Below are 26,189 nucleotides of genomic sequence, written 5' to 3'. Positions count from 1 at the left end.
GCCGCGATGACCACTTTTCATGTTGTAATCTCCAACAATTTATTGGAGGGTTCAACTGCGTAAGGAAGCGCATGAATGGCGCGCAAGACGTCTCAATAGGGGGAATCTGGATGGACACGTTGAGCAGGCGTGATTTCGCGAAACTGTCGGTTGTTGGCGGGCTCGCAACTTTGCCGATCCTGAATACGGATTGGCTCGTGAGCAGCGCGGAAGCCAAGGACGGCAAAGAGCTGGTATTTCTTTCGAGCGAGGCGGTGACCGGTAACTGGGATCCCACCAGTCACACCAATCTCGGGCAGCTGACTGTCGAGGGCTTCATTTATGGCTATTTGACGCGCGCGCGCATGCAGCAACCCGACACTGACGAATTGGTCTATGAACTGGCGACGTCCTATAAGCTCCTCGATCCCCACACGCTCGAATTCAAACTGCGTGAAGGGGTCCTCTTCCACGACGGCAAACCGTTTGGCGCCGAAGACGTCAAGGCGACATATGAATACGGTTCTTTGCCGGATCGGCCCGCGCAATGGTATCCCGGTCGAGTCGATGTCGAAGTAGTAGATCCGCTCACGGTTCGCTTGAAGACGGCGAAATACGGCTATCCCGCAAGCCTGTACATCTATCTTTCTTCGTTTCTTCCTATCTCGTCTGCTAAGGATGTCGCCAACAAAACCACGCTCTCGGCAAGGCCCAACGGCACCGGTCCCTTCAAATTTGCTAGCCAAGACGGCGATAAAACCGTGATGGTTGCCAATGATAAGTTTTTCAAGGGGGTGCCGAAACTTAGCGGCGTTCGCGTCAACTATGTCGGAGACGCAACGACACGCGCGCTTTCGCTTCTTTCTGGCCAGGCGGACATCACCGAACGGTTGGAGAATGAACAGGCGCAGGACATCGGAAAGAATCCGGCCTTCGTGTTGCGGAAATCTGTGTCGGTCGAAAACAAGTATCTATTTTTTCGTTGCAGCAAGCCGCCATTCAACGATCCCCGCGTCCGGCTTGCGGCCTGCCACGCCATCAATCGTTCATCTATTCTCGAAGTGATGGGCGAATCCGGCGTCAAATCCTCGGCGCATATTTCTCCCGTGAAATTTGGCTACATCGATGTTCCCGAGTATCCGGAATTTGATCCAGCGAAATGCCAGGCGCTCCTGGCAGAGGCCGGATTCCCGCGTGGCGCAGGTCTGCCCGAACTAGAGTATCTGACTTCGGATGGCCGCTATCCAAAGACCAAAGAATACGGCGAGGTAATTACGGCGATGCTCCAGGCTCAAGGTTTTCCTGTCAAGTTGACGGTGATGGAGCCGGCGGCGTGGGGCAATCTCCTTTACGATCGGCCTGGCGGCGGGGCCGGCCACATGATCGACTGCGGGTGGGCCACCGGCTCACCGGAGCCAGATCTTGTGCTGCGGACGCACTTCCATTCGTCGTCGAAGCGGATCACCGGAATTGTCGATAAGGAACTCGATGCCAGCCTCGACAAGGAGCGCAGCGCTCCCTCGCTCGATGAGCGCAAGAGAGTGCTTCAGCAAGAGACATTGCCGATGATCGCGCGCAAAGCGCCGGCGCACTCTTTGTTCACCTCGGTTTTCATCCATGCCCAGCGCAAGGATATCGAAGGCCTCTTCATCTATCCAAATGGCGTGATGGATGCTTCCGTTGCGAACATCTGACAAAGATGCGCCGGACCCGTCGCTGGGCCCGGCGCCAAAGGCGGCGGCTTATGTATATCCTGGGCATTCTATTCAGGCGGCTGATTCAGGGCGTGTTCGTCGTCCTATTTACCGCCCTCATCATCTTTACTCTCTTGCGCGTCGTTCCCGGCGATCCGGTGCGTCTGATTGTGGGAGGCATGGCGCCCGATAGTGTGGTTGAGCAAATCGCCCAGAAGATGGGGCTGCGCGATCCGATTCCCGTGCAATTTGGACGCTATCTGTGGCTGCTCGGGCATGGTGATTTAGGCCAATCCTATGTGCGCCCGAAAACCGGCGCCGTTGCTTCAGGGGCTGAATTCGTCGATCCTACCAAATCGCAGATGGCCAGCGTCGGTCAGCTCATCTTGACGCGGCTTCCTTACACGCTGCAATTGGCGACCTGCGCGATAGCCATCGCGCTCATCGTTTCTTTTGCCATTGGCGTGCCGGCGGGGCTCGCGCCCGGACGTTGGCCGGACAAGGTGGCATTCTTCATCAGCTCGATGTTCGTCTCGATACCGAGCTTCTGGCTCGCAATCGTGCTTGCGCTCATCATTACTGTAAGACTGCAGTGGCTTCCCTCGATTGGCTACAGAGATCTTACCTACACAATCCTGCCGGCGATCGTGCTTTCGGTCGAAATCATTCCCTTCCTCGTTCGTACGTTGACGGTCTCTATCAGTCAGTTGATGAAGGAGGAATTCGTCACCGCCGGAGAAGTGCGGGGATTGCCGAAGCACAGGATCGTCTCGCGTCACGTGTTGCGCAATGCCTCGGTACCGCTCCTCAATTTGCTCGGTGTGCAGATCAGTACCTTGCTCGGCGGCGTGCTGGTTATCGAATACATCTTCGACTATCCTGGCCTCGGACAATTGACCGTCAACGCCGTGCTGCAGCGCGATTTTCCCTTGATCCAGGGCATTGCCATCCTCACCAGTTTCATCTTCGTCTTCGTCAACATCGTTGTTGACATCGTGGCAACGAGTATCGACCCGCGTATGGAATACTAAATGAACGTCCAGAGCGACTTCGCGCCTATGGCGCTTTCCGTCAAGACGGCGACGACAATTGCCTCCCCAGCTGTCCGCATTTGGCGGAACGCATCCCGTTCAGCAGCCTTTCGGATTGGCCTCGTCGTCTTGATACTCCTGCTCGCAGTTGCCGCATTCTGGCCGCTGCTCAGCGGCCTCGATCCGGCGCAAATCAGCGTCTCTGACAAGTTCAAACCGCCAATCTTTGTTCAAGGCGGAGTCTGGGCGCACCCGCTCGGTACCGACCAGTTGGGGCGCGATGTGCTGGTCCGCTGCCTTGTTGGCCTGCGCTATTCCCTGATCATAGGAGGCGGCTCTGTAATCCTGATGTTCATCATCGGTTGCGGTATCGGGCTGATTTCCGGCTTCTGGGCAGGGCGCATCGACGGGATAATCATGCGCATCACCGACGCGCAGCTTTCGATCCCGGTTATCATTCTTGCGATCAGTATCCTGGGGGTATCGCGTCCGACGCTCGGATCGATCATCCTGGTACTCTCAATTGCGGGCTGGCCGCTCTATGCCCGGGTTGCCCGGGCCGCAGCGCTGTCCGAACGTCGGCGCGAATATGTGCGTGGCGCGCGCATTCTTGGCGCGTCCAATCTGCGCATATTGCTCCTAATGGTAGCACCCAATATCCTCCCTCCCATCGCCTTCGTGGCCGTATTGGATGTGGCGCGCATGATGATTTTCGAGGGCATTTTGGGTTTCCTCGGGTTGGGGGTCCAGCCGCCGACGCCAACCTTCGGCAATATCATTTCCGACGGACGCAAATACATCATCTCGGCCTGGTGGATCGCAACTGCGCCCGGCGTGCTCCTCGGCATTGCCCTCATGGGCATAAATCTAATTGGCGTCTCACTTGAGCGGGCACGTAACTCGGTCTACGGGGGCGACCAATGAGCGAAGCTCCGGCAGCGATCCTCTCGGCTGAAAGCTTGTCAGTGAATGCACGCAATGCTGCGGGCCGTCCACTGCTCGACGACATTTCTTTCACGCTCGCACGCGGGCAAGTCATTGGAGTGATCGGCGAGAGCGGTTCGGGCAAGACGCTGTTGGCACGGGCATTGGTTAACTGGCTGCCACCCAATCTGCGCTATGCGGGCGGCCGAGTACTATTTCGAGGCCAGGACATGCTGGCAAAGAGAACCCGTACTTTCCGTGGCCGCGAAATGGCCTACATCGGGAGTAATGCCGCCGCGGCCCTCGATCCCACTCTGCCGATAGGGCATCAGATCGTTGAGAAGCTTCGTTGCGTCAATTCTGCGATTGGACGAAACGAAGCGCGGGACAAGGTGATTTCGCTGCTCGAAGCGACGCGTATCCCTTCGCCGAGCAAGCGCTTCCACGAATATCCTTCCGAATTCAGTGGCGGCATGATGCAGCGTGTCATGATTGTCGATGCACTAGTGTCGGATCCGGCCTTTCTCGTTGCAGACAACATCACCCAGCCACTCGATGTGACCGTCGCACAGCAGATTCTACGTATCTTGAGAAGGCTATGTGATGAGCTGGGAACAGCGATCGTGTTCGTGACTTCGTCACTTCCTACAGTTCGCCAGATTGCAAACGAGATTTTCGTGATTAACGCCGGCCGCATCGTGGAACATCAGACTGCAGATGCGCTGGTTGGTTCTCCAACGCACGACTATACGCGCAATCTCATCGCCAAAACGCCGCGGATCTGGTCGCTCAAGGATGAGCCAGTGCGTTCGTCTTACGACAGTGAGGCGCGGCCACTGCTGCAGGTGCGCGACGTTTTTCGTTCCTATCGAGTCCGTCAGCGTGGCAAATTTAACAGTTTCAATACTATCGCTGCCGTGCGCGGGGTCTCGTTTGATGTGCGAGCTGGTGAGAATTTCGGCATTGTTGGAGAGTCCGGTTGCGGAAAATCGACATTGTCGCGGCTCTTCGCTCGGCTTGAGGCGCCCGATAACGGCGACATCGTCTTCGATGGTGCATCAATTTCCCAGAGGCGCGACGGCATCGTTACGTCATCACGGCAGAGTTACCAGCTCGTACTGCAGGACCCCTTTGGCTCGTTGCCTCCGCGGATGACAATCGGTCGTATCATCGCGGAAGGACTGATGATACGCGAACGTTCCGCGCTCAAGCAGCTCGAACCAAGAGTGAAGAAGATCATGGTCGATGTCGGCCTCGATCCGGCCCTTTTTCCGGAGTTGCCAACGACGCTTAGCGCGGGACAACGTCAACGCATCGGCGTAGCCCGCGCCATGATTCTCAATCCCCGCCTGCTGATTCTTGATGAGACGATGTCCTCGCTCGATCCGGGCGAACAGTTCGCCTTGCTAGAGCTGTTTCGCCGACTGCAGCGCGAGCGTGATCTTACCTACATCTTCATATCGCACGACATGGCGTTAGTTCGAAGCGCATGCACGCGCGTAGCGGTCATGTATCTGGGTGAGATTGTAGAGCTGGCTGATACGCGTGATTTGTTTGAAAATCCACAACATCCCTACACTCGAGCCTTGCTTAGCGCCGTGCCGACGCTCGATATGCGCCCTTATGACAGCCGGAAATATCTTCTCGATGGCGAGCCGCCGAGCCCAATTGATCTGCCCACCGGCTGCAGTTTCCGCTCACGTTGTCCACTCGCCTTCGAACGCTGTGCGGTGGAGAGCCCGAAATTACTCCCGCAAGGGCGATCTCAAAGCGCAGCTTGCTTTTGCACGGAACCGCTGTTGACCGGTTGAGGGGCGGCGCCGTCGAATGACGCAGCTTAGGTCTGCGGCTTGTTTGGCAAGCGCGGGCTGGGGAAGGCGCTCTCATATGCGTATGCGGCGCGCAGAACCAAAGCATCGGCATAGCGTGGACCAACCAGTTGAAAGCCGACCGGCAGTCTCTGTTCGGTTAACCCGCAAGGCACCGAAGCGGCGGGCTGCATCGTGAGATTGAATGGGTAGCAGAACGGCGCCCAGTCGAACCATTGTCGATGTTTGCCAGGATCGGCAACAAGCGCCCCGGCTTTGAACGGCTGCACCGGTACGGTCGGTGTCAGTAGCAAATCATATCGCTGGTGAAAGCGCTGCATTGACGCCTCGAGTTCGGCGCGTCGGCTTGCCATCTTGAGATAATCGTCGAGGTCCGGACACGGTGGCTGTTCTGCGTAGGCGACCATGTCGGGATCGATCTGGAGCCGCTCAGTGTCGGAATACGGTTTGAGAATGTGACGCAAGCTCGCTTTCCAATGTACGTCGAGGATATCGCGAGGTTCGGGAAAGATCTCGCAGACTTCCTCGACAACGGCACCGAGTTGCTCAAACCGCGCTGCAGCGATGGCTGTGAGCCGTGCGACTTCCGGATCAACATCGACGCGGCCGAAATTTGGGCTGAAAGCAATGCGGATGCCGGCGATGGGCTGTGTCATTGAAGCCTGAAAATTTCGGTCTGCGTAGGGTACCGCGGGAGCGCCATCGGGGTCGGGACGGCTAATCACTTCGAGCATGACGGCCGAATCCGCGACCGTGCGGCCCATCGGTCCTTGATGCGACAGCGTGCCGTAGCTACTGAGCGGGGATGTCGGAACGAGGCCGTAACTCGGCTTAATTCCAAATAGTCCGCAAAAGCTCGCGGGAATGCGAATCGACCCAGCCGCGTCCGATCCGGTAGCAAGCGTGCCCATGCCGAGAGCCAGTGCGGCCGCGGCACCACCACTGCTTCCACCCGGTGTCAGTGCGATGTTCCATGGGTTTCGCGTTATGCCATAGAGGGGATTGTCAGTGACGCCCTTCCAGCCGAATTCGGCCGTATTAGTAGATCCGATAAAAATGCTGCCCGCCTCTCGCAGCCGCGCGACGATAGGTGCTTCCCGGCTAGGAAACGAGGCCGGCTTGACCAGGCGTGAACCGCGTCGCGCGGGCCAGTCGCGGGTCGACATAACATCCTTTACGCTGCAGGGGATCCCATCAAGGATGTCGATAGGTGTACCGGCTACCCATCGGGCTTCGCTGGCCAGCGCCTGTTTCATCGCGCGTTCTTCATCGAGCAGGCAGAAGGCATTAACCTGTTCATTAAAGGAGCGAATTCTTGCAAATGTCGCAGTGAGGAGTTCTACCGGTGAAAGCTGTCGACTACGAAACAGCGTCACCAGTTCGAGCGCCGATCGTGTCGCGATCTCGTCAGACATAATCCGGGCCCCCTCCGTATCGCACTCATTCATAGTCAAATAGCAAGAAAATGTGGTATCTGCCACATTTTTATGAGACAGATGCGTCATGCGGCCTATGTGAGAATCTGCGATTTAGGGACAATGAAAGCTCATCTCGACACTAAGAGAGTTGGCAAGCGACCGCGGCAGGAAAGTATCCTGAGCGAGCTTCGACTTTCGCCCGCCATTCGGATTCGCGATCTGGCCGCGCGTTTCGCCGTCTCCACGGAAACGATCCGGCGTGACCTCGACGATCTCAACGAGCGCGGTTTGCTGAGCCGTACCTATGGCGGCGCTGCCGGCTCCCCACTTGTGCTCGAGCCGAATTTCGATGAAAGACGCAACACGAACGTCGAGGAACGTACTGCAGCCGCTCAAAGCGTCAGTCAGCTCGTTCACGAAGGCGATGTTCTAATGATCGATGCTGGCGTGACTACGATTTACGTAGCGAGACGACTCTCGGCTGAATACAAGGATCTCACAGTCATTACCAATGGATTCGCCGTTGCCTCGGCACTCACCGCGAACCCTGGAATTCGGGTAATGTTCTGTCCTGGAGAATTCGATGGACACGAAGGTGGCGTCAGCGGTGAAGAGACGATTGCTTTTCTCCGCCGTTTCAATGCTTCGCTAGCTATCGTTGGGGCCAGCGGGCTTGACGAGGAGGGGCCGACCGATACGCGCACCAATTCGGCGTGGATCAAGCGCATCATGGTTGATCGCTCAGACAAGGCGGCCGTTGTGATCGGCAAGAGCAAGTTCGGCCAGAAGGCTTCTCATTTGATTTGTCCTATGGAAACTTTAGACTTTGTTGCCTCAGATGGTGTTCCTTCATCGAAACTGCTGACGGCAATTTCCCGTGCGAAGGTGGATCTTAAACTCGCAACAGTACCTCTTGGGAAGAGTGCAGGTCGATGATGCCGGTTGCAGGATCGCCCAGTGGTCGGAGCTCAGCAGGGAAAGTCTAGGCTGGGTCTGCCATGGAAGAGGCGCGAAGGGCAAGAGCTGCGCGATCTCAGAGGAAGTTCAGTGGCCCTTAGTTGGGTCCTTTTGCATCTCATCCTGAAGCCAGGCCAAAAAGGTGCTGACATGACGAGCTGGCTTTGACGACTGCGCCATCACGTCGTAGCCGAGACTTTCAATGGGCGGATCAGAGAGGGCCCGCACGAGACGTCCTTCGCGCAAGTAGCGACCGACTATTAGTGCCCTGCCCATCGCGACGCCCACTCCTTCGAGAGCAGATCGGTAAGCGAGTTGTGCCAGATTGAAATGAAGATCGCGCGTTGGCATCGACCAAGGTTGGCCCCGTGCCTGTATCCAATACGCCCACTCGGCTATCGGCGAAGTCGTACGCTCCCATGGCGTGGTGTCATGTAGTAGCACGACGGGCTCGTTCTTCGCCGTTAGATCAGCAACTCGTCGGATGAACGACGGAGCCGCAACCGGAAAAATGCCCTCGGTTTGGCGAAAAACGACCGATGCATTCCAGGAGCGTTCCGGACCATATCGGATGGCTACATCGATGGCCTCGCCGATCATGCGGGTCCGATCGAGGTCGTGTGTCTCGGCAAAAATCGCAACGTTGTGGTCGGGATGAAGCGTGAGGAATGTCGCCAGACGGGGGGTCAACCACTCGAGCGCTAACGACGGGACGCAGCTTACTTTGACGACGTCAGAAGTATTGACGCCGTTCAGACGTCGCACGACGTCGTGAATGCCATCGAACCCCGCCTCCGCGGCTTCAAATAAAAGTTGACCGGGATATGTCAGCTTCAACTGGCGTTCAGCGCGCACGAACAGACTGATCCCAAGACGCGACTCCAGCCGATGTATCCTTTGGCTAACGGCGCTCTGGCTGACACCCAAACGGTCCGCCGCCGAGGTAAAATTCGAGGCTCCGGCCGCGACCCGGAAGAACCACAGGTCAGCAACCAAACTGGCGTCCAAGCGGTCCCGCGTAGCCATCCATTAGCCCCTCTAATAGTTCGGATATGAGAGATAATTGGTAGTCACGTCAAGGATCGCGCAATTTTCTCTCTGAAAAATGGGAGGAAATAAGGATGTCTTCTGCTGCCGATGCGGTCTCGCGGATCAGCCAAGGCATAAGTGGCGTGCCTGCGCAGGTTGCCGCGGGGCGGCCGACTGTTTGGACCAATCCTGCTCGACATGACGCGCACTCCGCGCTCAAACAGCATCAATTTGGGATCGAAGACGTAAACGCCGCCGCCGCGCGTTGGGGGCGCTTCGCCCCACTGCTCGTCCGACTATTTCCGGAGACGGCGAGGGCGGGAGGAATCATAGACTCGGATCTCGCCGAAGTCGCGATGCCACTCAAATCCACGCTTTGGGAAGGCCGTCCGGGACGGCTTTTCGTAAAAATGGACCATGCCTTGCCGGTGACCGGGTGCATCAAGGCACGCGGCGGGTTCTATGAGGTCCTCACTCATGCCGAATCCCTCGCTATAAAGGCTGGCCTGATTTCTCCGGGGGGCGACTACGGAGTCCTCGCCGGTCCACCCGCCCGCCAGTTTTTCGCAGAGCGTTGTCTTGTGGTGGGTAGCACAGGCAACCTTGGCTTCAGCGTAGGCGTCATCGGGCGCGCCCTCGGCTTTGAAGTCGAAGTGCACATGTCTGGCGACGCCAAGACCTGGAAGAAGGACCGACTGCGCCGTTGCGGAGCGACGGTGGTCGAGCATGAGCACGATTACGGCAATGCCGTCGCTTCTGCTCGTCGATCCGCGAAGGTCAGATCCAATTGCTACTTTGTGGACGATGAGAATTCCATCGAATTGTTTCTCGGCTACGCCGCAGCTGCACTCGATTTGAAACGCCAGCTTGCTGGGGCGGGAATAACGGTTTCTGCTGCACAGCCGCTCGTAGTGTTTTTGCCGTGCGGCGTCGGCGGCGCGCCCGGAGGTATCACACTCGGCTTAAAGCATCTTTTCGGTGACGCGGTTCATTGTATATTTGTGGAGCCGGTCGCCGCGCCCAGCATGTTGGTTCAGCTTGCCTCTGGTCTCGAACAATCCACCAGCATTTATGAAATTGGTCTGAGCAACCGCACGGCCGCCGACGGCCTCGCGGTCGCATCAGCATCCATGCTGGTCGCACGAAGCGTCGCTCAGTTGGTAGATGCGATCGTAACTGTCGATGACGCCGAACTTTTCAGGTTCGCCGCACAACTGCACGCCGGGATGAGCCTTCGTCTGGAGCCCTCGGCGGCGGCAGGTTTTGCTGCCGTGACGCCTTACTCGAATTCCGTCGGCTACGCTGGGAGAAGTCCGACCGCGGTCGTGTGGACGACTGGCGGAGCCCTTCTGCCTGACATTGAGTTCGAATCGATCCTCAATCGCGGTCGAGCTATTGCGGCCCAACCGAAGGTCGATTGAACGCGCTGCAACGACATGTGCCGGGCACGCATCTGGCATACAGGGAGGAAAACCAATCTATGACAAGCACCAGTATCGATCTCGAAGCGCCCGCTAGCGTTTCGGTAGTTCATGGGCGGAGGGTTATTTTTGCGTCCTCGATCGGCAATGCCCTCGAATGGTACGATTTTCTCGTCTACGGCTTTTTCGCGCCCATCATTGCTGCACAATTCTTTCCAAACAGCGACGAGCGCGTTTCGCTGTTATTCGCCGTTGGTTCTTTCGGCATTTCATTCCTCGCACGCCCTGTCGGAGCGATTGTCTTCGGCAGATACGCTGACCGCGTGGGGCGTCGTCCCGCGTTGACATTGTCGATTCTATTAATGGCGATGGGAACTGCCACCATCGCGGTCATGCCACCTTACGCCGAGATCGGTATTGTCGCGCCGGCTTTGATCATATTCGCGAGGTTGGCACAGGGCCTTGCTGTCGGCGGGGAGTTCGGGAGTGCCACCGCCTTTATGGTCGAGCACGGATCGGCTCGTCGCGGATTCTATGCAAGCTGGCAGTTCGCTACACAAGGGCTTGCGACGATAGCGTCGGCCGGTGCGAGTACCGTGGTGGCGCTGTGGCTTACCACGCAGGAACTCGAATCTTGGGGATGGCGTATTCCGTTGCTGCTTGGCATTCTGATCGTGCCAGTCGGCTTCTATATTCGCCGCTATATCCCCGAATCTCCGGAATTCGTTCGCTCTCAACGAGAGAAGGGGGAGACCCCCGCTGCCACGGTCTCCAGTCAGTGGCTCCAGATATTGTTGGCAATTGGGGTTGTCGCACAATCGACCGCATCCGTGTACGCGATGCAACTCTACATCCCGACATATGCCGCGAAAGAACTGGGTCTCCCGATCGCCCAGTCATTCGGCGTGGTGATAATCGGAGGAGGGCTGCAACTCTTGCTGGCACCTGTTTTTGGAGCTCTCTCCGATCGGATCGGACGCATCAAGATAATGCTGGCAACGACCGTCGCGTTGGCGGTGCTAGTTTATCCGGCATTTTATCTGCTCAATCAAAATCGAAGCATTGGTTCGTTGGTCGCGCTTCTCGTGTTCGCGGGATTCGTAAAGGCAAGCTATTCGGGACCCATGCCGGCACTAATGTCCGAACTATTCCCAGTCCAGACGCGGTCGACGGCGCTATCACTAAGCTACAACATTGGGGTGACGTTGTTCGGAGGCTTTGCACCGTTCATCATAACCTGGATCATCGGTGTAACTGGCGACAAGCTTGCGCCAAGCTATTACGTGCTCTGTGCCGCCACAATCAGCGCTGTTTCGTTGCTGGTCTTAGCCATGCAGGCCCGCAGGAAATCCGGTACGCCCCTCAGGAAGGGAGAAAAGTCATGAGCTTTATCAACCCGGCACGATTTACGACTCGTCCGGAAATCGAAGGCATGTTTGGCGTGGTCGCTTCCACTCACTGGATCGCAACCGCAGTCGGAATGTCTCTCCTCGAGAAGGGGGGAAATGCTTTCGATGCCGGATGCGCCACGGCATTCGTGCTTCAAGTCGTCGAACCTCATTTGAACGGTCCGGGCGGCGATGTCCCGATCATACTTCACGATGTTCGCAAGCGACGCACTGAGGTCATCTGTGGCCAGGGAACGGCGCCGGCGGGATTAACGATCGCGCATTGTAGATCGTTAGGGCTCGATCTCATTCCCGGCACGGGTCTGCTAGCGCCCTGCGTGCCGGGAACGTTCGACGCGTGGATGTTGCTCCTGCGCAACTACGGGACCATGCCTCTGTCGGAGGTGCTGGCCCCCGCCATCAGCTACGCGCGGAACGGACATCCCATATTGGAACGGGCCAGTGCTACGATCGCTACCGTGAAAGATCTGTTCCTGCAGCATTGGCCGACGTCCGCGGCCGTCTTCCTGGACCGCGGGGAGGTGCCGGTTCCAGGAGCGATTTTCGCCAACATCGCGTTGGCCGACACTTACGTTCGCATCCTACGTGAGGCCGAGGCGGCCGGCGGAAGTCGGGAAGCGCAAATCGAAGCTGCGCGCAGGACGTGGTCGCAAGGCTTTGTAGCGGAGACTATCGATGGGTTCTGCCGTACGCAAGAAGTCATGGATGTGACTGAACGCCGACATCGCGGCGTGTTGTCGGGCCAGGACATGGCGACTTGGCAGGCAAGCGTGGAAGACCCCGTAGGATATGACTATGGACGTTACACCGTGCTCAAGACCGGACCCTGGACCCAGGGACTTGCTAGTCTTCAGCAACTCGCATTGCTCTCCGGCTTCGATCTGGACGGCCTTAGTCCTACAGGGCCGGATTTCATACATCTCGTCGTTGAGGCTTCGAAGCTTGCCTTCGCCGATCGAGAGGCATTCTACGGCGACCCGAAATTCGTGAACGTCCCCGTGGAAACACTGCTGTCCGATACCTACAACGCCAGCCGGCGGGAACTAATCGGCCAGACTGCGTCCATCGAGTTGCGCCCGGGAACGATCGAGGGCTTCGGCGGTGCTGTCGACGCGCGAGTATCGGCCGCAGCTCGGTTGGCCGTTGCGGCATCGGGTGCCGGCGAACCGACTGTCGGACGGCTCGGATCGGTCAGAGGTGATACCGTTCATTTCGATATCATTGATAAAGAGGGCAATATGATCGCCGCCACGCCATCGGGTGGCTGGCTACAAAGTTCTCCAGTCATTCCGGAACTCGGCTTCTGCCTCGGCACACGGGCACAAATGTTTTGGCTCGATGAAAGTCATCCGGCGGCGCTCGTCCCGGGTAAGCGCCCACGTTCGACGCTTTCGCCAACGATGGCGTTGCGCGACGGTCGACCATACCTCGCCTGGGGCTCGCCGGGTGGGGATCAGCAGGATCAATGGATTCCTCAATTTTTCCTGCGCCACGTCCACGCGGGTATGAATCTTCAGGAGGCGATCGATGCTCCTGCATGGCACAGCGAGCATTTCCCATCTTCTTTCTGGCCACGGAATTCCCGGCCTGGGACTCTGATTGTTGAGGGGCGATTGCCGAAGGAGACGATCGACGAACTGCGCAAACGAGGTCATCTCGTTGAGGTGGGGGAGGACTGGTCGGAAGGACGCCTTGTTGCTGCATCGCTCGACGGAATTCGCCGCCGTGCGGCAGCCAATCCGCGCGGCATGCAGGGCTACGCGACGGGACGTTAAGTGTCCTTCCGCTCTCGAATTTCCGAAAGAGCCGCGATTGATTGCGCGATTTGGGGAAGCAAAATGGTCAAATCGATATTTGGACTATGTGCCGCGATATGCCTCTTGGCCTCGCCTGCGGCGGGAGCGGAACAGTGGCCGTCGAAGATCATCAAGGCCTACATCCCCTACGGTGCCGGCAGTGCGACTGACGTCGTACCACGGACGGTTTTCGAACCGCTCTCTCGAGAGTTGGGCCAGCCCATTGTCGTGGAGAACCGGGTAGGTGGTGGCGGTACGATCGGCGTTGCCGCCGTGGCGCGATCCGAACCGGATGGATATTCGATATTAGCCAACTCGTCGGCTCATACAATTGCGCCTGCCATGTTCGGGAATCTTCCCTACGATGCTGCCAAGGATTTGTCAGGCGTCTTGATGATAGGCTCCAGCCCAAACGTCCTAATCGTATCCTCTCTTCGTCCCTGGACATCAGTGGACGAACTCATTGTTGCGGCTAAAGCCAAACCAGGATCAATCAGCTTCGGCTCCTCAGGTATCGGCACTTCGACCCATGTCAGCGCAGAAAAATTCCGCCATCGCGCTGGATTTGACGCGGTACATGTTCCCTACCGAGGCGGCGGCGAGGTTGTCACAGACATTCTCGGCGGAAGAATAGATTTCTACTTTTGTCCCTTGTCTACCGCGCTTCCTCTGATCCGTGACGGCCAAGTCCGCGCGCTCATGGTTTCCACGTCGAAGCGCGCAATTGATCTTCCAAATGTGCCAACTCCGCCGGATGTTGGCCTTCAAGGCGCCGAAACGGCCATCTGGTACGCCATATTTGTGCCGTTGAAGACACCGCGCGTTATAGTCGACGAGTTGCACTCCGCAGGGACCAAAGTACTCGCCGACGCCGGTGTCCAGCGTAGTTTGAAACGCCTCGGAGTGGAGCCCTGGCCTCTTACTCCTAACGAAATCGATGCGCTCGTTGTTCGCGAACTCGCTGCGAACAGGGCTCTGATCCAAGCCGCTGGAATCAAGCTGGATCGATGACTGGAGGCCGAGAACAACGCCGCCAATATCAGACTTCATGGGCTATCTACCAGCCAAGTTGATCAGAGCATCTATTCTAATGCGCGTGCAGCAGCCCTGGACATTAGAGCGAGGATTCGCTTGACGTCACCAGGCGTCCAAAATTTGTAGCCCGATTGACGATCAGAAAGGCAAGCGCGAGGCATTCTTCGCTCAGATAGCGGCACATCCGCACCTAGGCCCGCGCAATTCTGCTTCGTGGCCCAATCGAAGCTCGGTCCAGGGACATTCGAAAGCCAAAAAAATGCCGCGTCGGTCCGAAGATCCGACGCGGCAAGTTTGGGAGAAACGCTAGATAGCCAGTAGCGCCGAACTACGACTTGTCTCGCCAGTCCTTTAGTTCGTCGGCGCGACCGGATCAAGAAATTAATTGGTTGATTGACTAATTTGTTTCGGTCGGCCAACATGGCAACAAAATGGCGCCTTTCCAATTGGTTGGCTCAAGACCGAAGATCGCAGGGAGGTGGTATGCATCCGCAAATACACGCGAAGATGAGCCCGAACAAGCCGGCGGTCGTCATGGTCCCCGGTGGCGAGATTGTCACGTTCCGCCAGCTCGAGGACCGCTCAAACAAGGCGGCACATTACCTGCGGTCCTGCGGTCTCACGCGAGGCGATACAATCGCGCTGTGCCTGGAAAACAATCCAATATTCTTCGAAATCGTATGGGCCGCTCAGAAGTCGGGGCTTTACTTCGTCTGTATATCGAGCCGGCTCACGGCTGGAGAGATAGAGTACATCGTTCGGGACAGCGGAGCGCGCCTGCTCATTACATCCAAGAACGTGGCGTGCGATACGGAAGCTCTGGCCAAGTTGTTATCAGATATCGCGCTGTCGATGATCTGCCCGTGCGATTCCCCTTACGTATTTTGGCAAGCAGCGACAGAAGGGTTACCCAGCACGCCCATTGCCGATCAGAGCGCAGGTGCCGACATGCTCTACTCATCCGGCACCACCGGTAAGCCCAAAGGCATTCGATCCGAATTGCCAGACAACGAGGCAATTAATGCCATCACCATGATGGACAAAGTTGGCGCATTGTTCGGAGTAAACCAAGAAAGCGTATATCTTTGTCCGGCCCCGCTTTATCACTCGGCTCCGCTCAGATGGACAATGTGCGTGCAAAAGGCTGGCGGTACGGCAATCGTTTTAGAACATTTCGACGCCGAATTGGCGCTGGTGACAATCGAGAGGCACAAGGTCACCATTGCCCAATTCGTTCCGACGCATTTTGTGCGGATGCTTAAATTACCCAGTGATGTGAGATCCAAGCACGATGTCTCGTCGCTGAGATGCGCGATACACTCTGCTGCCCCGTGTCCTGTGCAAATCAAGGAAGCCATGATCGACTGGTGGGGACCCGTGCTCCAGGAGTACTATTCGTGTACTGAGGGCATCGGCTTTACCATGATCAGCTCCGAAGAATGGCTTCTGCGGAAGGGATCCGTAGGAAAAGCCGTAGTAGGAAATGTAAAGATTTGTCGGGATGACGGCCACCTCTTGCCGCCCCGACAGGAAGGTACGATTTATTTCGAAGGTGGTCTGCCGCTAAGCTACCACAACGACCCGGAAAGAACGGCCAGTGCGCTCAACGCATTAGGCTGGGCGACTGTGGGCGATGTAGGTTGGGTGGATGAGGATGGATATCTTTATCTTACCGATCGCAAGAGTTTCATGATCATTTCCGGCGGCGTGAACATCTATCCGCAAGAGATTGAAAACCTTTTGACGACACACCCTCGCGTCATGGATGCGGCCGTAATCGGTGCGCCAGACGAGGAGATGGGCGAGCGCGTCGTGGCGGTTATCCAGCCGATGGACTGGACTGACGCAAATCCCGAATTCGCCGGGGAGCTCACAGGCTGGATGCGAGAACGATTGTCTGGGGTAAAGCTACCGCGCCAGATCGACTTTATGAAGGAGCTCCCGCGCCATCCGACGGGAAAGCTTTACAAGCGACTGCTGAGAGACAGCTACTGGGGGAAAGCTGATTCCCGGATTGTGGGCTAGACGACCGCCGACGCTGAGCGGCACAAAGTGCCGCGCATGATATTACAGTCGTGAGTCAATCTGGCGGTCGAATTCGACGATATCCTGAGCAAGTAGCGCGGGTTGTTCGAGGGCGGCGAAGTGGCCTCCCTTCGGCATCACCGTCCAGCGCCGAATATTGGTGAAGGTCTTTTCAGCCAACGAGCGAGGAGGCCGGACCATCTCCTTTGGAAATTCTGTATAGGCCATGGGTACCTGGATGGTCTGCCCGGCTGGTGTCGGCCAGGGACGATGCATGCGCGCATAATAGGGATAGCAGGAAGACCCGATGGTACCGGTGAACCAGTAGAAGCAAATGTTAGCAAGCAATCGATCGCGGCTTATTGCGTTTTCGATTTCTCCATCACAATCAGACCAAGCCCGAAATTTTTCTGCGATCCATGCGGCAAGTCCCGCCGGCGAATCGTTCAGGCCAAATGAGAGTGTCTGCGGTCGCGTCCCTTGAATCCAGTAGTACCCCATCTCCTCTTTTAGCCAAGCGGCGAGCTCATCGTCGTAGGCCTTTTCTTCGAAGCTATCTTCGGCAGCTCGCTTTTCGCGGCGCAGCGGCATGAGGTTCAGATGCAGGCCCATCACGTTTTGCGGGAATTGCAGCGCCATTCGTGTGCCGACAAATGCGCCCCAGTCGCCTCCCTGGACAACGAAGCGGTCATAACCCAGCACCTCCATTAATTGTACGTAGCGTTCCGCGATCTCCTCGACACCAAACCCACGCTGGCCCGCTTGGAAAGACAGTCCGTAACCCGGCATTGATGGCGCGACTACCGTGAACGAGCGAGAAGGGTCGCCGCCGAACCTTGCCGGATCTGTCAACCGCGGAATGATTTCAAGAAATTCGAAGACCGAGCCGGGCCAGCCGTGACACAGCAGGAGCGGACGCGGAGAAGGACCCTTTCCAGGTACGTGAAGGCAATGCAAATCGACGTCTGCTAATTTCACGATTGACTGAGGAAAAACGTTGAGGCGGTCTTCCTCCGCGCGCCAGTCGAACTTCTCACGCCAATAGCGAATTAGCTCCGCGAGGTATGGGACGCTTGTTCCGTGCTGCCAGGGACATCCGGGTATCGGCGCGGGCAATCTCGTGCTGGCAAGACGTCGTCGAAGGTCTTCAATGGCGGAATCCGTTATGTGTAGCTTGAAGGAGTTTACTGTCACTGGAATTCCTCCTGTTCCTTCGTTTCGTACGAACATTGCCGAAATCGACGTGTTGGGCCATTGCTACACGTCTCACCGCCAGCTTCCGGGTTCGACCGGGACAGCGCCAGCAACTTCTAGAGACAAGGGTCCGTCTTGCAGGGCATCATTGGTTTCCGCCAATTTCGCCTGAGATCGTTTCGCCAAACAAATCCCATTTGTCGCCTTTGAAACGCATGAGGCGCAATTGCTCGATGGGGTAGAAGTCGTCTGGTCCAGTGTTGATGGTGACACCGGGTAGTAGTGCTTCATTTCGGTAGTTCTTCAAGCTCGCGGCCTGCTTCATTACGTTGGTACGAGTTAGATCATCTCCGCACTGCTGGAGCGTTTGCACAAGCGTTGACGCGACGCCGTACGCATAAACCGCAAGTATCTCAGACCGGCTCACGTTCGGTGCGTATTCATCCATAAACGCGTAGAACATCTTCATCCATTCGTCGCTATTCCACTGCTCGTCCGAACTATCCTTCGTGAATGCCGCCGAGATAATTCCTTGAGCGTTCTCAGGACCGGCAGGTTTGATGACGGATCCGATGGAGCTAGCTGTATTGTTCAGGATATGGACGGGATTCCACTTGACCTCGGCCATCTTCCGAATGGCCTGAGCCGCAAACTTCGGCGATGCGAAATTGGCGAAAACGTCAGCCCCGCTATCCCGTAGCTTGACGACGTGAGTGTCGATTGTCGGCTCAGATACTTCGTAACTCGATTCGGCAACGATCATGGATGAAGCCTTGTCGCCTAGGCCATCCTTTAAACCTTTCAGGTAATCGCGACCGAAATCGTCGTTTTGGTAGAAGACAGCAATCTTGGCGTCGGGTCGCTCCTGCAGAAGATACTTGGCATAAATGCGCGCTTCGCTCTGATAGGGCGGCTGCCATCCCATGGTCCAAGGAAAGGTTTTCGGGTCACCCCACTTCGTCGCGCCGCTCGCGACAAAGAGCTGAGGCACTCTTTTCGCATTCATGTATTTCTGGATCGCAGAGTTTGATGGTGTCCCCAGGCCGTTAAAGACCAACAACACTTCGTCGCTTTCGACCAATTTGCGAACCTGTTCGACTGCCTTGGGCGGAGAGTATCCATCGTCATAGGACACGAATCTTACTTGGCGTCCGTTGATGCCTCCGTGATCATTGATCATCTTGAAATAGGCTGCCTCTACCTTGCCGACGACGCTGAAAGCTGAGGCCGGTCCCGAATAGGGTGCGAAGTGACCGATTTTGATCTCAGTATCGCTGGCGCCGGGATCATATTTCTTCTGCGCCCAAGCAGGATCCGCGGAAAGGCTTGCGATGACGGTCACCCAGGCAGCTAGTCGGCTGAACGAAGCGTACATCGCTTTCCTTCCCCTCTGATTTGTTCGAGCCGCGGAACCCCAGCGGATCCGGTTGCACGATGCGAGCAGCACCCATTTAGGTCGCTTTCGACCAGCGTTCGCCTTAAGGAGCTTGACTAGATATTAGTTGGCCGACTAATTAAATCAACGTCCAGCGCCCCGGCAACCGGGCGGTCACCGCACGCGAGGATCGAACATGAATGTCTCTGAGGCGTTGGATAAGCGAATGTCCGTCCGAGCATTCCTGGACAAGCCGGTCCCGAGACAGACTGTCGAAGACATACTACTCGCGGCCGCGCGCTCGCCGTCCGGCGGCAATCTGCAGCCCTGGCACGTTTGGGTACTGGCCGGCGAAAAGCTGTCTGGGTTCAAGTCGATCGTCGCGGAGCGCCTCAAAGACCATCCCATGGGGGAAGGTACCGAATACAATATCTATCCACCAAATTTGACCGACCCATATAAGACGCGACGTTTCACGAACGGCGAAGACCTTTATCGGACGCTCGGAATCCCTCGCGAAGACAAACAGGCTCGACTGAAGCAGTTCGCAAAGAACTTCGAGTTCTTCGGTGCGCCGATTGGTCTGATATTCGCTATTGATCGCCAGATGGGGCTTGGCCAGTGGGCTGATCTGGGAATGTATATCCAGTCGATCATGCTGCTCGCAGTGGAGAAGGGCCTGAGCACATGCCCCCAGGAGGCGTGGGCAGGTTGGCACAAAACAATCACGGAATTTGTGGATCTACCGCCGCATTTGATGGTTTTTTGCGGTATGGCTTTGGGCTACGCCAATACGGATCACCCGGTCAACACACTGCGAACCGATCGTGCGGGTCTCGTGGAGTATACGACGATCCTCGGGTTTTGATTTAGGGCAGTCCGCACAATCAGGCGCGATACCACGATGACGGTAAATGACTATTCGGTCGAGTGGTGTGACGGTGGGGCAGTATTCCGCCTGTTGCGCGGAGATCGCTTGAATGCACTGACGCTGTCGATGCTCACGGGGCTCGCGGAGTGCCTTGATTGCCTTGAACGAGACAAGAAGCGGTTTCTGATTATCACGGGCGAGGGCGATCGGGCATTCTCGGCCGGCGCCGACCTGACGGAGGCAGTGGGCCCCGATGCCGTCGAGGCAATCGACAAGGCGCAGATGGCCACGAAGCTGTTTCTGCGGTTGTCGAGGACATCGGTCCTTAGCGTTGCGGCAATCAACGGTTTTGCGTTTGGTGGTGGCCTCGAGCTTGCAATGGCTTGCACGTTTCGAATCGCGGCCCCGCACGCCAGAATGGCTCTTCCTGAGATCAGGCTTGGAGTGCTGCCAAGCTACGGCGGGACACAGTTTCTTCCTGCACTGGTTGGACGATCTCTTGCTCTCGATCTGATGCTGACGGGACGTGTGGTTGTCGCCACTGACGCATTGGCGATGGGGCTCGTCACACGGGTCGCCGACGCTCAGACATCCCTGATGGAACAAGCTTTCGAGTTCGTGAATTCGATCCTGCAGTACAGCCAACTTGCGATCGACGGAATACGAACATGCGTCGAGGCGTCCGGACCTGTTTTAACGGATGCCGGCCTTGCAATCGAAGCCGACGTTGTGCGGCGGGTCGCTGCCGGTCCCGATGCGCGTGAGGGAGTACAGGCTTTTCTTGAAAAGCGGCCCCCGGTCTTCAGTCACAAGTAGATTTCCTCTCGCTGCCACCGAGGACTTTGGGAGGGCTCCTATTTGTGCGAACTAGCCATTCGGCGCCATTCTCCGGGAGGGCGGCCGGTCCACTCCACGAAAGCCCGCTGAAATGACGTCTGATCTGAGAAACCCACATCAATTGCGATCTGTTTGAGCGGTTGGCTTGTGCGTGTCAACGCGTAGATTGACAGATCCCGTCGCAAGTCGTCTTTGATCTTCTGGAATGATTCTCCTTCTGCTTCCAATTTCCGGTGCAATGAGCGCGGCGACAAGGCAAATCGTTCTGCCACCTCGTTCAACGAGATTAGTTTTGGCAGGTGCTCGTGGATGCTGCTCCGAACCAGGACCGCTAGTTCTCCTCTCGTCAAGAGAGCCTCAATCAAGCTGCGTGGAGCTCTCCGCAGAAATTTCGTAACTTCGGCAGGGGTGCGCAGCACCGGAAGCGATGCGTGTTCGTTGCTAAAGCGCAAACTTGCGCAAGGCTGATTGAACCGCAGTGTTCCCGCGAACAGGGTTCGAAGCTCGTACAGATGACGAGGCGCCGCATTCGGAAAATCGACGGACAATAGGGGCAGCCTTCTGCCGTACAGCCAAGCCATCGCAGCATAAGTTGTCAGTAAGCAGACTTCGAAAGTACTATGACGATCTGTGGTGCTGGGGCGGATTTCACTCATCGCTATGCCCAGCTCGTCCTGGCTGATGAAGCTCTCGACTTTGATTCCCGGAAGAACTGCATTGAGAGCCTTCGCGAGGATTTCAACTCCATCGGCGAGTGAGGTTGCTGTGACACCGGAGCGGATCATCGTTTCCGCCGCGCCTAGCGGGACGCCGTAAGCCGACAATCCTGCCGCTTCATCCTCAAGATGAAGGGCTACGGCGCTATACAGCCGCGAAAACTGCTTAAGGCTTACCCGCGAGCGTGAGGCATCCAGCATCTCCGGATTGATGCCGCCGGCCCAAGCCAACACTTCGTCCCGCCGGACGCCCCGCACGGCTGCCGCATCCACCATGCCGCGGACGTAGCGCATCGGGACAGTCATTGATGCCCACGAGACGCGCCTCAAGTTCCCTCCAGATTGGCAGATTCTGCAAACACTTTGTCAGTTCACGTTATCGTGCTGCGGCAGCCTATCACAGAGGATGTGCTGAAAATAGCAGCCTTTCTCTCAAACTGGCGCGCTTTCGGTCTCTGAGATCCGGGGGACCAGGGATGCCGGATTGGCGATTTTGGACACAACAGATCAGCGATTAGGAGAGGACAATGAGCCAGGACGTTTTCGTGGCGGGCGTTGGGATGATCCCTTTTGCCAAGCCGGGAGCCAGCGAGCCCTATCACGTCATGGGTGCGCAGGCCATTCGCCTTGCCCTTGCCGATGCCGGCTTGGACTATGCCCAGGTCCAACAGGTCTATGCCGGTTACGTGTACGGGGACTCATGCTCCGGTCAACGGGCAGCCTATGATGTTGGGTTGACCGGCGTTCCCGTCGTCAACGTCAATAACAACTGCTCAACCGGATCGACTGCCTTATTTCTGGCGCGCCAGGCAGTGGCATCGGGGGCCGTAGATTGTGCCCTTGCGGTTGGTTTCGAGCAGATGAAGCCTGGAGCTCTAGGCACCATCTTTGATGACCGTCCCACACCGTTCGAGCGCTTCGACGCGGTGACCGACTCTCTGCTGAAAGTCGAAGGTGTGCCTTTGGCGTTACGCTATTTCGGCGGAGCCGGTCTGGCGCATATGCAACAGTACGGTACGCAACTCAGCACGTTTGCGAAAATTCGCGCCAAGGCTAGTCGCCATGCCGCCAACAATCCGCTCGCTCTTTTCAAAAAAGTGGTGAGTGAGCAGGAAGTGATGGAGGCTCAGGCCGTTTGGCCTGGGGTGATGACGCGTCTCATGGCCTGTCCTCCAACCTGTGGAGGCGCGGCTGCGATCCTGTGCTCGGCGGCGTTCGCCGAACGACACGATCTGAACCGCTCGGTCAAGATACGCGCTCAAGCCATGACGACCGATTTTGCTTCCACGTTCGACTCCGAGGACATGCGTAAAGTCGTGGGCGTCGACATGACCCGGGATGCGGCGCGGCAAGTCTACGATCATGCGGGGATCGGTCCGAATGACATCGACGTTGTGGAGTTGCACGATTGTTTCGCGCACAACGAGCTCGTTACATATGAAGGCCTCGGTCTCTGCGGGGATGGCGAGGCAGAGAAATTCGTTCTCGATGGCGACAATACCTACGGCGGTCGCGTTGTAACGAATCCCTCAGGCGGATTGCTGTCCAAGGGCCATCCGCTCGGGGCAACCGGCCTGGCGCAATGCACGGAATTGGTCCAGCAGTTGCGCGGAACGGCCGATAAGCGACAGGTCGATGGAGCTCGCCTGGCGCTGCAGCACAACCTTGGTCTGGGCGGCGCCTGCGTCGTAACTTTGTACGAAAAGGCGTGATAAGTCGATGATCGACCCTCGCTGGATCCGCCATGTTCTGCCGACAACAACGTTCGAAATTGAACGCGCGCGCCTTCGTTTTTTCGCCAAGGCCATCGGAGAAACCGATCCGGTCTATACCGATCAAGCCGCAGCACGAGAGGCCGGCCATCCCGATTTGCCGGCCCCGCCCACGTTCCTGTTCTCGGCGGAGATGGATTCCGACCAGAAATTGAAATGGCTCATCGAAGCGGATATTCCGCTTTCCAAGGTTCTGCACGGGGAGCAAACGTTCCGCTACCATCGGATGGTCTACGCGGGCGACGTCGTGAGTGTTACGTCGCGGATAATGGACATCTACCAGAAGAGAAACGGGGCGTTAGAGTTCGTCGTTTTCGACACTCAAATCGCTAGAGGAGAACAGGCCGTGTGCGATTCGCGCGGCGTTCTCGTAATCCGCCACTAATAGCGGCATCATCACCATGACTTCCTCAGCATACCAGCGCATCTCTTTGGGCTCGCAGATTGCCGCCCTTACGCTCCCGCCCGTCGATCGTACAACTCTTGCCCTTTTCGCAGGCGCATCCGGCGATCACAATCCGATCCATATCGACATCGACTTCGCCCGTCGAGCGAAGCAGCCAGACGTGTTCGCCCACGGAATGCTCAGCATGGCCTGGCTCGGCCGCCTGCTAACGAATTGGATGCCGCAAGCGCAACTGAAGAACTTCACTGTTCGGTTTCAGGGCATCACGCACATAGGACATGTCATTACCTGCGGCGGCACTGTAGCCGAGAAACTAGAAATCGATGGATTACCCTCCGTGAGGCTGCAGATCCAGACGACCAATCAATACGGCGAGACCCTAGTTGCCGGCGAGGCTTGGGTCGCTTTCCCGGCGACATAGGAGACAAGCACATGACGAAAACGCTCGAAGGAAAGGTTGCATTGGTCACCGGCGCCGGACGCGGTATCGGTCGCTCGATTGCGCTGAAGTTTGCATCGCAGGGTGCTCGGCTCGTGATCAACGATCTTGACGAGGGGGCGACCAACGAGGTCGCGTTGGAGATCCGTGCGCTCGGCGCTGAGGCGGTGGCTTGCGCTGGAAGCGTGTCCGCGCCCGATTTTGCGGATCGCTTCGTAGGCTCCGCGCTGAAACATTACGACGATATCAATATCATCGTAAACAACGCAGGCTATACGTGGGACAACGTTATTCAGAAGATGACGGACGAGCAATGGTACGCCATTGTCGACGTGCATTTGACGGCGCCGTTCCGCATTCTCCGCGCCGCCCAGCCGATCATCCGTGCAAAAGCGAAGCAGGAAGAAGAGGCTGGTGGCATCGTGTCGCGTAGAGTGGTGAATATTTCGTCGGTGGCGGGGTTGTTCGGAAATGCTGGCCAATCAAACTATTCCGTCGGCAAGGCCGGGATCGTCGGGCTTACGCAGACGCTGGCGAAGGAGTGGGGGCGTCTCAACGTGACGGTCAACTGCGTCGCTTTCGGTCTCATTAAGACGCGGCTCACTACACCCTCTGTAACGAACATCGAAGGCCGCGACATTAGGTTGGGTGTGAACCCGGCTCTGATGGCGACGATGGAGCAGATCATTCCACTCGGGCGGGCGGGGACGCCGGATGAAGCAGCTGGCGCCGTCTACATGTTCTGCCTGCCGGAGGCAGACTACGTAAGCGGCCAGACGCTGATGTGCTCCGGTGGGTTGACCGGTGTATGACGTTCCTCTCACCCCGATAATTACAAATCGCACTTCAAGGGAGTATCGTTAGTTGTACAATTTGCGCGCCAGGCGTCCGTGGGAAAACGAGGACACCGTCATCTTTCGTGATGCCGTGCGGCGCTTCATCGCCGTTGAAGCCGTCCCGCGTGATGAGGCCTGGCGTAAGCAAAAATTCGTTGATCGCGATTTTTGGTATCAAGCCGCAGCTCTCGGACTTTTGTGCCCGAGCGTAGCGGAAGAATACGGGGGCGCTAGTGGTACATTCGCTCTCGAGGCAGTCATCGGAGAAGAGCTCGCCTACGCCGGCATTTCGAGTTTCGCGCAATCGGTGCATGGGGGCATCGTCGCGCCGTACATCAGCCACTACGGAACGCACGAACAAAAAAAACGCTGGCTGCCGAAAATGAGCAGCGGCGAATTCATCGGCGCCATTGCAATGACAGAACCCGGAGGGGGTTCGGACTTGCAGGCGATCCGCACGACCGCTGTTCGCGATGGCGATGACTACGTCATCAACGGCGCAAAGACGTTCATCACGAATGGGCAAACTGCAGATCTGGTCATCATCGCGGCAAAGACCGATCAAACGCTCGGTGCCAAGGGGATCACGCTGATCGTCGCTGAGGTCGACAAGTCTCCTGGCTTCCGACGAGGGCGAAATCTTGAAAAGATCGGCCTTCACGGCAGCGACACGGCTGAACTGTTCTTTGATAACATGCGCGTACCTCTGAAGAACCGGCTTGGTGACGAGGGGCAGGGATTTGTGCAAATGATGAGGCAGCTGCCCCAGGAGCGGATCAACATTGCGCTCATTGCACAAGCTACCATGGAGCGCGCGATCGAGATTACGATTGCCTACGCGCAGGAGCGAACGGCATTTAAACAATCTCTGATCGAATTCCAGAATTCGCGTTTCAAGCTGGCTGAGTGCCTCACTACTGCGCGTGTTACGCGCGCGTTTTTGGATCAATGCATCGCGCGCCATATCCGCGGTGAACTTGATGCCGTGGATGCCTCCATGGCGAAGTTTTGGTGCACGGACAAGCAGTGCCAAGTGATCGACGAGTGCGTGCAATTGCATGGCGGCTACGGTTTCATGGCGGAATATCCTATTGCCCGCATGTACGTCGATGCACGAGTGCAACGTATCTACGGCGGAGCGAACGAAATCATGAAAGAGATCATCGCCCGCTCTATATCCTGATCCTGTTGCGTGT

22 protein-coding genes are annotated in these 26,189 nt (G+C 57.1%); 17 read left to right on the top strand and 5 right to left on the bottom strand.

The genetic code is table 11. The features are described from left to right. Positions 1–110: 110 nt before the first annotated feature. From JQ616_RS28885 to JQ616_RS28870, 4 genes are read left to right on the top strand one after another with little or no spacing between them, the layout of a single operon-like run. Entirely contained in the window at positions 111–1,673 is a 1,563-nt protein-coding gene (locus JQ616_RS28885; RefSeq protein WP_212020508.1) for an ABC transporter substrate-binding protein, read from the top strand. 50 nt (positions 1,674–1,723) lie between these two features. After that, positions 1,724–2,704 (top strand): ABC transporter permease, encoded by a 981-nt coding sequence (locus tag JQ616_RS28880; protein ID WP_212020506.1) that lies wholly within the window; start codon positions 1,724–1,726, stop codon positions 2,702–2,704. A gap of 27 nt (positions 2,705–2,731) precedes the next feature. Continuing rightward, positions 2,732–3,628: an ABC transporter permease gene (locus JQ616_RS28875; protein WP_212020904.1), complete on the top strand. Its 897-nt coding sequence runs from the start codon at positions 2,732–2,734 to the stop codon at positions 3,626–3,628. Further along, on the top strand, positions 3,625–5,439 hold the full coding sequence (locus JQ616_RS28870; RefSeq protein ID WP_212020504.1) for a dipeptide ABC transporter ATP-binding protein: 1,815 nt from the start codon (positions 3,625–3,627) through the stop codon (positions 5,437–5,439). The genes JQ616_RS28875 and JQ616_RS28870 overlap by 4 nt, the downstream gene beginning before the upstream one ends. 26 nt (positions 5,440–5,465) lie before the next feature. Here the strand turns inward: JQ616_RS28870 and JQ616_RS28865 are convergent, their stop codons facing one another. After that, the gene (locus tag JQ616_RS28865) at positions 5,466–6,872 is read right to left on the bottom strand and encodes an amidase (RefSeq protein ID WP_212020502.1); all 1,407 of its coding nucleotides are present in this window, start codon (positions 6,870–6,872) and stop codon (positions 5,466–5,468) included. Between the two features lie 123 nt (positions 6,873–6,995). On the opposite strand from JQ616_RS28865, the gene JQ616_RS28860 reads away from it, so the two are divergent. Further along, entirely contained in the window at positions 6,996–7,811 is an 816-nt protein-coding gene (locus tag JQ616_RS28860; protein WP_212020500.1) for a DeoR/GlpR family DNA-binding transcription regulator, read from the top strand. Between the two features lie 108 nt (positions 7,812–7,919). Here JQ616_RS28860 and JQ616_RS28855 read toward each other — a convergent pair whose 3' ends face one another. Further along, positions 7,920–8,858 carry a LysR substrate-binding domain-containing protein gene (locus JQ616_RS28855; RefSeq protein WP_212020498.1) on the bottom strand — a complete coding sequence of 313 codons (939 nt, stop codon included), beginning with the start codon at positions 8,856–8,858 and terminating at the stop codon, positions 7,920–7,922. A 95-nt stretch (positions 8,859–8,953) separates the two neighbouring features. Between JQ616_RS28855 and JQ616_RS28850 the strand changes: the two genes are divergently transcribed. The 5 genes from JQ616_RS28850 to JQ616_RS28830 all read left to right on the top strand — a co-directional run bounded on the left by JQ616_RS28850 (position 8,954) and on the right by JQ616_RS28830 (position 16,547). Continuing rightward, positions 8,954–10,282, top strand: coding sequence for a D-serine ammonia-lyase (locus tag JQ616_RS28850; RefSeq protein ID WP_212020496.1), 1,329 nt, complete (start codon positions 8,954–8,956; stop codon positions 10,280–10,282). Between the two features lie 59 nt (positions 10,283–10,341). Beyond that, the gene (locus JQ616_RS28845; protein ID WP_212020495.1) at positions 10,342–11,667 is read left to right on the top strand and encodes an MFS transporter; all 1,326 of its coding nucleotides are present in this window, start codon (positions 10,342–10,344) and stop codon (positions 11,665–11,667) included. After that, on the top strand, positions 11,664–13,466 hold the full coding sequence (locus JQ616_RS28840; protein WP_212020493.1) for a gamma-glutamyltransferase family protein: 1,803 nt from the start codon (positions 11,664–11,666) through the stop codon (positions 13,464–13,466). Before JQ616_RS28845 ends, JQ616_RS28840 begins: the two co-directional genes overlap by 4 nt. A gap of 105 nt (positions 13,467–13,571) precedes the next feature. Then, the gene (locus JQ616_RS28835) at positions 13,572–14,498 is read left to right on the top strand and encodes a Bug family tripartite tricarboxylate transporter substrate binding protein (protein WP_249137392.1); all 927 of its coding nucleotides are present in this window, start codon (positions 13,572–13,574) and stop codon (positions 14,496–14,498) included. Positions 14,499–15,005: 507 nt separating this feature from the next. Beyond that, complete coding sequence (locus JQ616_RS28830) at positions 15,006–16,547, top strand: acyl-CoA synthetase (RefSeq protein WP_212020489.1); 1,542 nt, start codon at positions 15,006–15,008, stop codon at positions 16,545–16,547. 42 nt (positions 16,548–16,589) lie between these two features. On the opposite strand, the gene JQ616_RS28825 is transcribed toward JQ616_RS28830, so the two are convergent. Together JQ616_RS28825 and JQ616_RS28820 are read right to left on the bottom strand one after the other, a co-directional pair. Next, positions 16,590–17,741 (bottom strand): epoxide hydrolase family protein, encoded by a 1,152-nt coding sequence (locus JQ616_RS28825; protein WP_212020487.1) that lies wholly within the window; start codon positions 17,739–17,741, stop codon positions 16,590–16,592. 145 nt (positions 17,742–17,886) lie between these two features. Further along, a complete protein-coding gene (locus JQ616_RS28820) occupies positions 17,887–19,116 on the bottom strand; it encodes an ABC transporter substrate-binding protein (RefSeq protein ID WP_212020485.1) in 1,230 nt (409 codons plus the stop codon). Between the two features lie 196 nt (positions 19,117–19,312). Between JQ616_RS28820 and JQ616_RS28815 the strand changes: the two genes are divergently transcribed. Then, on the top strand, positions 19,313–19,984 hold the full coding sequence (locus JQ616_RS28815; protein ID WP_212020483.1) for a nitroreductase: 672 nt from the start codon (positions 19,313–19,315) through the stop codon (positions 19,982–19,984). A gap of 36 nt (positions 19,985–20,020) precedes the next feature. Beyond that, positions 20,021–20,803 carry an enoyl-CoA hydratase/isomerase family protein gene (locus JQ616_RS28810; RefSeq protein ID WP_212020481.1) on the top strand — a complete coding sequence of 261 codons (783 nt, stop codon included), beginning with the start codon at positions 20,021–20,023 and terminating at the stop codon, positions 20,801–20,803. 38 nt (positions 20,804–20,841) lie between these two features. Here the strand turns inward: JQ616_RS28810 and JQ616_RS28805 are convergent, their stop codons facing one another. Continuing rightward, a complete protein-coding gene (locus JQ616_RS28805) occupies positions 20,842–21,834 on the bottom strand; it encodes an AraC family transcriptional regulator (protein ID WP_212020479.1) in 993 nt (330 codons plus the stop codon). 233 nt (positions 21,835–22,067) lie between these two features. On the opposite strand from JQ616_RS28805, the gene JQ616_RS28800 reads away from it, so the two are divergent. The 5 genes from JQ616_RS28800 to JQ616_RS28780 are packed head-to-tail and all read left to right on the top strand — an operon-like array spanning position 22,068 to position 26,176. Further along, the gene (locus JQ616_RS28800; protein WP_212020477.1) at positions 22,068–23,252 is read left to right on the top strand and encodes a lipid-transfer protein; all 1,185 of its coding nucleotides are present in this window, start codon (positions 22,068–22,070) and stop codon (positions 23,250–23,252) included. 7 nt (positions 23,253–23,259) lie between these two features. Next, positions 23,260–23,697: a MaoC family dehydratase N-terminal domain-containing protein gene (locus JQ616_RS28795; RefSeq protein ID WP_212020475.1), complete on the top strand. Its 438-nt coding sequence runs from the start codon at positions 23,260–23,262 to the stop codon at positions 23,695–23,697. Between the two features lie 16 nt (positions 23,698–23,713). After that, positions 23,714–24,139: a MaoC family dehydratase gene (locus JQ616_RS28790; protein WP_212020473.1), complete on the top strand. Its 426-nt coding sequence runs from the start codon at positions 23,714–23,716 to the stop codon at positions 24,137–24,139. A gap of 11 nt (positions 24,140–24,150) precedes the next feature. Further along, complete coding sequence (locus JQ616_RS28785) at positions 24,151–24,969, top strand: SDR family NAD(P)-dependent oxidoreductase (RefSeq protein WP_212020471.1); 819 nt, start codon at positions 24,151–24,153, stop codon at positions 24,967–24,969. 52 nt (positions 24,970–25,021) lie between these two features. Next, positions 25,022–26,176 carry an acyl-CoA dehydrogenase family protein gene (locus JQ616_RS28780; protein WP_249137390.1) on the top strand — a complete coding sequence of 385 codons (1,155 nt, stop codon included), beginning with the start codon at positions 25,022–25,024 and terminating at the stop codon, positions 26,174–26,176. Positions 26,177–26,189 lie beyond the last annotated feature (13 nt).

Source organism: Bradyrhizobium tropiciagri (genome assembly GCF_018130545.1).
GTDB classification, from domain to species: Bacteria; Pseudomonadota; Alphaproteobacteria; order Rhizobiales; family Xanthobacteraceae; genus Bradyrhizobium; species Bradyrhizobium tropiciagri_A.
Note: the sequence above shows the minus strand (reverse complement) of the source record. Positions and strands in the feature narration are given on the sequence as shown.